Source organism: Bifidobacterium hapali (genome assembly GCF_002259755.1).
Classification (GTDB): Bacteria; Actinomycetota; Actinomycetes; order Actinomycetales; family Bifidobacteriaceae; genus Bifidobacterium; species Bifidobacterium hapali.
Genome location: NZ_MWWY01000017.1, coordinates 18,225 through 27,698, shown reverse-complemented (window position 1 = coordinate 27,698; position 9,474 = coordinate 18,225). Strand labels below are relative to the sequence as shown.

The window sequence follows — 9,474 nt, the reverse complement described above, 5'->3', positions numbered from 1 at the left end:
AACTCGCCTCTCAGGCTCGGCCCGCAGTGGGCGACGGTGTCGGCCTCGACGTTGCCGGGCAGCCCGTCCAGCTCGTCGCTCGCCTTCCTGATCGTGATCGAGTTGCGCAGAAGCTCGCACGCGGGCCTCGTGCCCGCCAGGCCCTTCGGACGCGCCGCGTCCCTCGTCTTCCTGAGGTACCGGTCCATCGTGGCCGGGCTCATCGCCATCAATTCGTTGAACGCGAACCCGTCGTACTCGGCAAGCTCGCCACGGGCTCTCAGCGTGGGCAGCCACAGGGGCAGCATCTGCTTGAGGTACTTCGCGCACGGCAGATCCATCATCAGCCACACCCGCACCAGCAGCTCGCGCGACTGCTCCGAATACCGTTTCGGCCGTGTCTTCCTGGCCGCCGGCAGCTCGCGCGGCTGCGTGCCGGCCTCGGTGAGCCTGCGCCTCGCGGTGCTTCTGCCGATCTTCAGCACGGAGCACATCTCGTCGAGGATGCGCCCCTTGTCCTTCTTCGATGCCTTCATGTACTCGTCCCTGAACCTCAGGGTGACCTGCCGCTTCGTCGCCATGCTGATCTTGCCTTCCATACGACAAGCCAAACAGGACCGGTACCGTTCGCGCTCATTTCCGATGAGGCACCACTAGCCATTACGCGCTCAAAAAACGTGAGTCACGTCGAGCCACTGGAAAAGGTCGCAATAGGGTGTATACTCGGCCATGTGCGGAGCGATAGAGCCAATATAGTTCGAACGTTCCGAATAGGGCTTACGTACTATCTTTGCGATATCGCAAGGTTGGAGGGAAAGATGAAGTTCATGAAGAGGATTGCTGCTGCCATTGCAGCAGCTGCAGCATTGGTGACTTGCGTTGGATTCGGCGCTGCTCCGGCTATGGCTGATGGATACGGTGCGGACGTGACAGTCGAAGGCAGCACTGCTACCGCTACCGTTACGTTTGATCCTCAGGAGATCGCTCAGTACGGTGAGTACGTATATGTCGAAGCCGACGAGGATCTCATCTCCGCCGTCATACCTGCGGCGACCATCGATGATCCGGCAGTTTTCTACGCCGGTCACGTTACCAAGGAGAATCCCACTGCCACGTTCACGTTCAAGCTCACCAAGGAAGCCACCTGCAAGGGCGGCGAGCTCGCTTACAACGTGTACCTCGGCAAGGACAAGGTGTCCGGAAACAACAATGGTGAACTGACCTCCGCTCAGGTTCAGGACGCTGAGCTGTCGAAGGTGCTGTACAGCGGCTCCGTCAAGATTGCCGCAACTGGCGAATGCGCTGCGTCTGAGGTTCTGCCGAACAACAATGGCTCCACTGACAAGCAGAACCCTAATACTGGTGCTGCTGTGATGCCGTATGCGATCGTCGCTGCTCTGCTGGCAGCTGCCGCTGTTGCCATGTTCGTGGTTCGCAAGCAGGCTAAGCGCTGAAAGACGCCATATAGGTCATATCAGCTATGAGTTCTCTCTGAGGGCGGGGTCAATTCCCCGCCCTCTTCATATTTGTACAGGTCTCACTTCTGACTCATGCGGAATGGAATTCATATCATGCACATTCTTACCGTCTGCTCCGGCAATATCTGCCGGTCACCCATGGCTGAGTATCTGCTTCGGCAAGCTCTGGAAACGCAGCGGATCAGTCGAACGGATATCACCATATCCAGTGCTGGCATCCTGCACCTGCAGCCCAGACCGATTGATCCCACGTGCGCGGAACTGCTGTCCGAAGACGGTATCGATGCATCGGCATTTCGCTCTACGATATGCACGCCGTCGATGGTCAGGGAAGCTGATTTGGTGCTATGTTTTGAACACGAACACCTGGATGATCTCTTACGCGATGCTCCACTGGCATTACGGCATACGTTCCTGTTCACCGACTTCGCCAACCTGTGCGACAGCGATATGCAACAGGGCGGCCCGGAAGGCTCTACTGCTCAGGAACGGTTGCAATGTCTCATTGATGACGCTCCGCTCATGAGGCCGCTAATGCCGCGTGCCGAAGAAATACCGGATCCGCACCGCCATGATCGAGCCACCTATGAACTGGCTCATCGACTCATCGCCAATGCCGCTATGCGTATCGCGGCGGCTATCGCACCGGCCAGCATACCCCAACATGCGTAATTGGTCAGACCGTTTCAGCCGCCTTAGACATGCCATGAGCAGACACTCGTTCCCTTCCCCACGCGGCACACATGCCGATACCTCCTTCCTGCTGTGCGATGTAACCGACGTGTTATGGTATGCTGCGCTACTGTTCATGCCCGTTGACGGCACTGTATTCGGCGTGCAAATGCCATACTGGTCGCCTATTGCTCCGGCATTGTTTCTTGCGTATGCAGTGTGCAATGCGAGGCTGTCGCTTCGTGTTCTTCGCAGATTCCCGATACTGATCGCGTTCATTGCCTTCATGCTGTTGTTCAGCGCTTTCGACTGGCTGACGGTTGGCGTCAACGCCGTGTATCTGATTCGTACCATGCTGTCTGTGCTGTTTGCGGTGTCAACCTTGATTTCGTTCACCGTCGCATGGTCGATAAAACACTTACCAATGCGAAACGCCGTGACCGTGCTGATCTACGCATACGGTTTTGCGTTCCTGTTCGGCGTATTCACATGGATCATCCAACCCAATCATTGTGATGTCGCAGCATTGCGCAATCCGCTGATGGCCATGTATCTGCGACCATACTATGTGGTTCGCCCGCAGTTCCTGTTTGCAGAACCAAGTTATATCGGCATGCATCTTTTCGGAGTATTACTGCCGATGTATTGGATTTCACGTGACCGCAGACTGTCCGTATTGATTGGGATTTTCGCAGCTGGCTCTCTGGTGATGGGAGCCGGCGTCAGAATCGTATTGGATAGCGCGGTCGCCGGCATGCTGTGTCTGATCTCGGCCTGCCCGTGGCGCACGATCATCAATAACGGGATGCGTAATCGACGTCTGTTCGCAGGTGTCATCGCGGCAGGCGTTGTAACGGCTGCCGCAGCAATAGCGATACTGGCCAGCCAACCTAGGTTGCAAATGCTGCTGTCACGCGGATTATTCGCAGGCGATACGTCGATGTCTGCACGTATTTTCCGTTCAGTAGCACCGCTATTCGCCGGCATTCACGATATCACACATCTGTTGTTCGGCTTCGGTGCCGGCAACCTTGCCGCAGCGATGGAACGCGGGTACGCAAATACACTGGCATGGTACCAGTCGAACGGCGGCATGATGACACAGGAAATTCGCGAGTTGCGCACGCCATTGGAGACAGTGACGAATCGTGCCGGTAATGTGTTCACGATGAATCTGTATACGTCATTCATCGCCGAGTTCGGACTGTTGTTGTTCGTTGCCGCCGTCGTGCTGTTTGTCCGATATATCACGCAGCATCACGCGTGGAACAAAACCACCATCTGCTGGCTGTTGCTACTCGCATACCTGTACGCTCAGTTCGAGGCATACGCCTTCTATGCCCTGCCATTGTTTCTGTGGGCAATCTCGACGCATGCGGTTACGATACATCACAGCGGCGCATCGAACCATACTCCGACCCTCGGCCACTTTTAGGTCATGTTAGGTCATGGCTCAGTTCTGATCCGGTAACCGGTCCGGCAGGCGTTACCGAGCAATATCACAGTCTCTACGCATCGCAGCCGGTTCACCGTTTGCGGGCTTCCTTAACGGAGTATTCTTTTGCGGAGCGTTCTTTTCCTGCGCTCTTCGCACCCCGATTAACCCTACCCTGATCAACCCTCTTGAGTGATGCGAAAATGACTGACAGCTGTTGGTTCTTGGAGAAGATCAACAGATGCAGTATCGGGAATGTAGCCGCTTCATGGCGTACCCATGAGCCGAAATCAGGCTCGAAAATAAATGATGCCAAGGCATAGCCTACATACACACACAATGCCAGCACATCGGTTTCATCACGAATGGAGTTAATAGAACGCAGCAAATTGACCACATAAAACGCCACCAATGCTTGGAACACAAAGAACGGCAAATAATACACGCCCTTGAGCGCCAATTCGACCGGGAACATCATACGCAACGCGTTCAGCACGTAATTCCACATGAACCCCGGCAGCCCGCTTCCCGGCAGCAGGTTCAGGATGACGGTCACGGAGTCCGTGCCATCCTCACGACCCTGGGTCTGCGCCCCTCGGACTGTCAGCACCTGACGGTATTCATCCGGCATGACGCGCTCCACGACCAGCATCATCACATAGACCATGACGAACAACGTCACGATGATCGCAATACCGGTAAGCGCGGAAAACGAATCGGTGAGTTTGCGGAAAACCGTCAATACCACATACACGCCAATGAACAACGCGGCGATCAGCACATAATACGAACGGAAAAAAGTGCTTTCATACCACAAAATGCCGGCGATCAGCGCGATCTTGACAATGACCTTGTCGATCGGCAGCAACAATACGATGAACGCCGCCAGAAAGAACGTGAACTGGATGACATCCTTGCCAATGTTGAAGACATAGATATTCAGCAATCCCACGCTGGCCAGATAAAACAGCATCTGCAGCAGGTCGATCTGCGGCATGCGCAACATGAACAGCATAAGCAGCCCAGTACCGATCACACCCAGCGTTAATGACCAGTCAAGCATGGTCTGGAAATGAAACACATCCAGACTAGTAAACAGGTCGGATGCGACACGGTAACTGCCTTCCCAAGCCTGCATCGTACCGCCGCCGGTGACCATACCCAGAATGCGGTTGTTGTCGTAGAAATACTTCGGCGGCAGACCATAGGCGACGATGAGCTTGGCCAGAACCATCACCGGAATCGTCAACAGTATGGCGAGATTCTTGTATGCGTAGACGTCGGAATCCCACTCCGCCTTGTGTTTGCCGCCGCGTCGAGAGGAAAGCGCCATCACATACCACCGTTCATGCCGGTACGTCCGCGTTCGGCTTTAGCCAAAGCATCACGATAGAAGTCCTGCAGCCATGCGGCATTGCTGACGATGTCGAAGCCGGCGGCCTTGACCTTATCGGTACCCTTTTCCCGGCGATCAACAGTCCACGCATCGACCTGGGACAGAATGCGTGCAGCCCATTGCTCAGGTGCGGCATCAAGCGGAACGGTCTGCACGTCACCGGTGATATTGCATTGCTCCGGCACTCGATCAGATATCGTACATGGCAATCCTGCGGACTGGGCTTCGATCATGGTGACCGGCAAACCCTCAAAGAGGCTTGGCAACACGAATGCATCCATGCCCTGCATGATTCGATTCACATCGGAACGCACGCCGAGGAAGCGAACCGCGTCATGAAGTCCGAGAGCATCGACCTTCTGACGAATCTGATTTTTTAGCTCATCGTTCAGCTCTCCGCCGCCGACCAACCACAATTCGCTGTTCGGGTGAATCTTGTGCAGCGCGGCAAAGATATCGATAAGGAACACATGGTTCTTCTGGGGGAAGAAACGACCCACATGACCGAGCACGAACGTACCCTCCGCCGTACCGAACTCGGCACGGACCTCGGACCGTACCGCAGGGTCGTAACGGTATTGTGCCGTATCGATGGCATTACGCTGCTGTATGACCTTGGCACGGTTCTTCTTCCCGAACAACCAATCGCCGGCCTCCTGGCCGCACGCGAACATATGCGTCGTGTACTTGGGCAAACGCATACGGAAGTATTCTCGGAATATCGACTTCAAATCGAAACCGACCGGACGATTATGCGCGTGCGCTATACGAACCGGCACCCCCATCTCCTTGGCGATACGCAGGCCGAAATAACTGCGCTCCTCCAGATTCGAATGGATGACGCGATATTCGGGATGCGAAGCCAAGAATGCACGGAATTCTTTCTTGTACCGACCGAAATACTGCGGGTACATCGGGCACATGCGGTAGATGTGACCGCCGAGCGCTTCGATCTCGTCCTCATAGGCGGCCCGATAGTCGCGGTTGACGAGGAAATCGTAGGTGACCTTGCTGCGATCCATATGACGCAGGTAGTTCATCATCATGGTTTCGGCACCGCCGCGGTCCATGACCGTATCAAGTACAAGAACACGCAACGGCGACGGAACCGGACTACCGTCGGCGCCGGCCGACCCTTGCGTGGAAGTTGTCCCATCAGGGGAAACCGAAGAATGCTCGGCACGGCGAATTGGTTCCACATTAAGCGACGCGGCATCGAGTCTCACGATGGAATTGGCGGGAATCGGGGACGAAATAACGCAACCGGCTCCGATCACGGAATTATCGCCGATGGAGCCTCCCTTGAGAACCGTCACGTTCGAGCCTATCCAGCAGTGGCGGCCGATCGTCACCGGCGCGGTGGTGTATCCCTGATCCTTATATGAGACGGTCGGATCCGCAAACCGATGATTGTGATCGTACACATGCACGTTCTCGCCGAACACGGTCTGATCGCCGATTTCGATGCGGTTCATCGCATGCAGACCGCATCCGTTGTTGAAGAACACATCGTTGCCGATCACGATATCGCCGGTCCGCTTGCCGTCCGCGGAATCACAGGTAGCCTGGAATCCCTTGCGCATATGGAAATTACGTCCCCAACGCATATGCTTGCCATACGTGAGCTTATACAGTAGCTTCAGCAATAGGCCGGTGATTCGGTACCACAGTTTGTAAACGATCATGCGGTCTCCTTCAATCTGCGTCCCTCATAGTTCGCTGCGACGGCGTTGACCATCGCATCCAAGGTAAATCGCTCCACATACGATTCGTGAATGTCTTCCGGCTTGAAATGCGCGTCCATCACAGTTTCCAACTGCTTCACGCCGTCATCCACGTCACCGACCTCGAACAGAGCACCGTTGACTCCCGGTTCCACTACCTCGTCATTGCCGGTCACGCGGGTCGCCACCACCGGTACTCCGGCATGTATGGACTCGATCAGCGAATACGGCATGCCTTCGTACAGCGAAGTAAGCAGATACACATCGAACGCAGCAACGATGGTATCCGCATCCTGACGGTATCCCGGCAGAAACACATGATCGAGTACACCCTGAGCACGCAGATAATCGGTCAGTTCACCCATATACGGGCCATCGCCGACATAGGCGAAGTACATCTGCGGATGCCGTTTGATCATCTGTGCCGCGATACGCGTGAACGTCATAGGATCCTTCTGTTCCACCATGCGAGCGGTAACCCCCACCACAATGGCGTCCATCATCTGTTCGGGCATCCGCAGCATTCTGCGAGCCTCCTGCTTCGTCACCACAGGAGTGTCGGGAATACCGTTCACGATCACCTGGAACTTATGCGGGTCGTCCAGCCGTTGAGCCAATGCCGCATCGCGTTCCCCTGCCGAAACGTTAAACGTCTTCGTCGTCGCATGACGACTGAACCAACGCTCCAGTTCCACGAATACGGAACGCTTGACACCATGGAATTCAGGTGCTTGGAACGAGTACGCGTGCGGCGTGTAGAACACCAGCGGCACACGTTCGACCATTGCGGCCAACCGTCCGATGATGCCGGCCTTTGAACTGTGACAGTGCACCACGTCTGGCCGGAACTCACGGATTGCACGGCGTACCTGACCGAACGCGGCCAGATCGTCCAGCGGATTGATCCGCCGTACCAAACGATTGCACGGAATCATCCGCACGAGGTGGCTCAGCCGCGGTATATCGTTCACGAATTGAGCATCCATGCGCGAAGTACCATATGCCAGCGCAAGATCGAACCGTTCAGGATCAAGGCCGTCGATCAGATCGACCACATGCCGGCGCGAACCACCCTGCGATTCCAGTACCAGCAATACCTTCGTCTTCTTCATAATGATTCCCCACGTCTACAACGATCTTTCAGGTGGCACAGGCACTTCCTGAATGAATCCCGAGGTCTATTCAGGAAGTGCCGCCGGAGCGAAACAGACCAAATGCAACCCAGGACGGACATCAAGCGGCACCAGCCACCAGTGTCAGCCACGAAGCAGCGCCGTACGGCACATTACGCGGCGGTTCCCTTCACCAAGGAAGGTGCGTCTCCGTCGGTCTGCACTGCCGTCGCCGAATCCGTAGCGGCATGCTTGCTGCCGGATGCCTTGTCATCCTCGTAATAGTAGTAATTCTTGCCCTTGTGCTTTTCCTTCTCGGCAAAGTTGATCACCGTAGCGGTCAGCGAAGCGTCAATCATTTTGAACTCGTTGACCACGCCACGCAGGGACTTCTTGGTGGCCACGTTCTCACCGACGACGAGGACTACGAGCGCGCCGTTCTTGGCGAAGATCGCGGCATCGTTGGCCACATCCATCGGCGTGGTGTCGATGATGATGTGATCGTAATGCTCGGCCAGCTGCTCCAGTGCCTGACGCATTGTGGACGAATTGAGCAACAGGCTCGGATTCGCGGTACGTGCGCCCGCAGGCAACACATGGAAATTGCGCTTCCAATACCGCTGGATCACGGTCTTAGAATCGGCGCGGCCGGTGATCAAGTGGGTCAAGCCGACGGAACCGTTGATGCCAAGATACTTAGCCACGGTAGGATGACGAAGGTCCGCATCGATCAGCAACACGGAATCGCCCTTCTCGGCGTAGGCTGACGCAAGATTGACTGACAGCGTGGACTTGCCTTCGCCGGCCGAACCTGACGTGACGACGATGATGTTGGAATGGGACACGTCCTCCGGAACCACAAACATGAGGTTCGCCGCAATACGACGGACATCCTCAGCCGCGGAACCACCAGGCTGCGCGACGATGACCGGCGCGGTACCACCGAAAACGGAATTGCGAGGTACGGTTCCGACGACCGGACTATCGACGATCGATTCCACATCGGCAATCTGACGGATCTTCTGATCCATGAAACCGAGCGTGAGAGCCACGAACACCGCTAAGACCACACCCGCAAGAGCGCCCTTGAAGATGTCGCCCTTCACATTTGGGGAAATCGGCGTCGTGACCGGATACGCTTGCTGAACCACATTGAACTTGATCGGTGTGGTGAGCTTGCCGCCATCGGTATACAGCTTGTTGACGATCAACTCGTTCAGGCTCTTCGCCACCTCGTTCGCTATGTCGGCGGCGGTCTGCGGATCGGTGTCGTTTGCGGTGATGGTCATCAACGTGCCGGTTGCAGTATCCGCAGATACGCTATTTGCAAGATTTCCCGTGGTCGTTTTCAATCCAAGATTGTCGATCACCGGCTGGAGCACGGCTTCTGTCTTCACCAAGCTGGTATATGTACTCATCTGGTTGCTGATGGCATACAGGCTGGCGTTGACCGAGCTCAGATCTGTGTTCTCGGCCTGCGCACGAACCAGCACCTGCGTGCTTGAACTATAGATAGGAGTCTCAGACTTCACCATCCATGCAGTGGCACCAGTAACCACCGCAACGATGACCAGTTCGACAATCCAAAACTTCCTCAGGATCTTCAACAGATCAGAGATATTCACCTACTTGCTCCTTCTTCTTTCCACACGATGATCTTCGTCTCAGTCTATCGGGA

Annotated in this window: 7 protein-coding genes and 1 pseudogene; 3 read left to right on the top strand and 5 right to left on the bottom strand. The window is 55.6% G+C overall.

What is annotated here, in order from left to right; translation table 11 throughout:
* Nucleotides 1-578 (bottom strand): annotated as a pseudogene (locus BHAP_RS03945) (integrase catalytic domain-containing protein); the annotation flags it as partial.
* Between the two features lie 228 nt (nucleotides 579-806).
* Between BHAP_RS03945 and BHAP_RS03940 the strand changes: the two are divergent.
* The 3 genes from BHAP_RS03940 to BHAP_RS03930 all read left to right on the top strand — a co-directional run bounded on the left by BHAP_RS03940 (nucleotide 807) and on the right by BHAP_RS03930 (nucleotide 3,564).
* Nucleotides 807-1,433: a hypothetical protein gene (locus BHAP_RS03940; protein ID WP_143248727.1), complete on the top strand. Its 627-nt coding sequence runs from the start codon at nucleotides 807-809 to the stop codon at nucleotides 1,431-1,433.
* 117 nt (nucleotides 1,434-1,550) lie between these two features.
* Complete coding sequence (locus BHAP_RS03935; RefSeq protein ID WP_158216422.1) at nucleotides 1,551-2,129, top strand: arsenate reductase/protein-tyrosine-phosphatase family protein; 579 nt, start codon at nucleotides 1,551-1,553, stop codon at nucleotides 2,127-2,129.
* A gap of 34 nt (nucleotides 2,130-2,163) precedes the next feature.
* Complete coding sequence (locus BHAP_RS03930; RefSeq protein ID WP_143248726.1) at nucleotides 2,164-3,564, top strand: hypothetical protein; 1,401 nt, start codon at nucleotides 2,164-2,166, stop codon at nucleotides 3,562-3,564.
* A 91-nt stretch (nucleotides 3,565-3,655) separates the two neighbouring features.
* Here the strand turns inward: BHAP_RS03930 and BHAP_RS11595 are convergent, their stop codons facing one another.
* The 4 genes from BHAP_RS11595 to BHAP_RS03910 all read right to left on the bottom strand — a co-directional run bounded on the left by BHAP_RS11595 (nucleotide 3,656) and on the right by BHAP_RS03910 (nucleotide 9,421).
* A complete protein-coding gene (locus tag BHAP_RS11595; RefSeq protein ID WP_211279684.1) occupies nucleotides 3,656-4,813 on the bottom strand; it encodes a hypothetical protein in 1,158 nt (385 codons plus the stop codon).
* Between the two features lie 83 nt (nucleotides 4,814-4,896).
* Nucleotides 4,897-6,645 carry a glycosyltransferase gene (locus BHAP_RS11860; RefSeq protein WP_094729455.1) on the bottom strand — a complete coding sequence of 583 codons (1,749 nt, stop codon included), beginning with the start codon at nucleotides 6,643-6,645 and terminating at the stop codon, nucleotides 4,897-4,899.
* The gene (locus tag BHAP_RS03915; protein ID WP_094729454.1) at nucleotides 6,642-7,796 is read right to left on the bottom strand and encodes a glycosyltransferase; all 1,155 of its coding nucleotides are present in this window, start codon (nucleotides 7,794-7,796) and stop codon (nucleotides 6,642-6,644) included. Before BHAP_RS03915 ends, BHAP_RS11860 begins: the two co-directional genes overlap by 4 nt.
* A gap of 173 nt (nucleotides 7,797-7,969) precedes the next feature.
* The gene (locus BHAP_RS03910; protein WP_094729453.1) at nucleotides 7,970-9,421 is read right to left on the bottom strand and encodes a polysaccharide biosynthesis tyrosine autokinase; all 1,452 of its coding nucleotides are present in this window, start codon (nucleotides 9,419-9,421) and stop codon (nucleotides 7,970-7,972) included.
* Between the last annotated feature and the right edge of the window lie 53 nt (nucleotides 9,422-9,474).

Excerpts from the sequence above, each read along its gene's own strand:
- BHAP_RS11860 (WP_094729455.1), bottom strand. The coding sequence starts at position 6,645 with ATGATCGTTTACAAACTGTGGTACCGAATCACCGGCCTATTGCTGAAG.
- BHAP_RS03930 (WP_143248726.1), top strand. The coding sequence starts at position 2,164 with ATGAGCAGACACTCGTTCCCTTCCCCACGCGGCACACATGCCGATACC.
- BHAP_RS03935 (WP_158216422.1), top strand. The coding sequence starts at position 1,551 with ATGCACATTCTTACCGTCTGCTCCGGCAATATCTGCCGGTCACCCATG.
- BHAP_RS03940 (WP_143248727.1), top strand. The coding sequence starts at position 807 with ATGAAGAGGATTGCTGCTGCCATTGCAGCAGCTGCAGCATTGGTGACT.
- BHAP_RS03915 (WP_094729454.1), bottom strand. The coding sequence starts at position 7,796 with ATGAAGAAGACGAAGGTATTGCTGGTACTGGAATCGCAGGGTGGTTCG.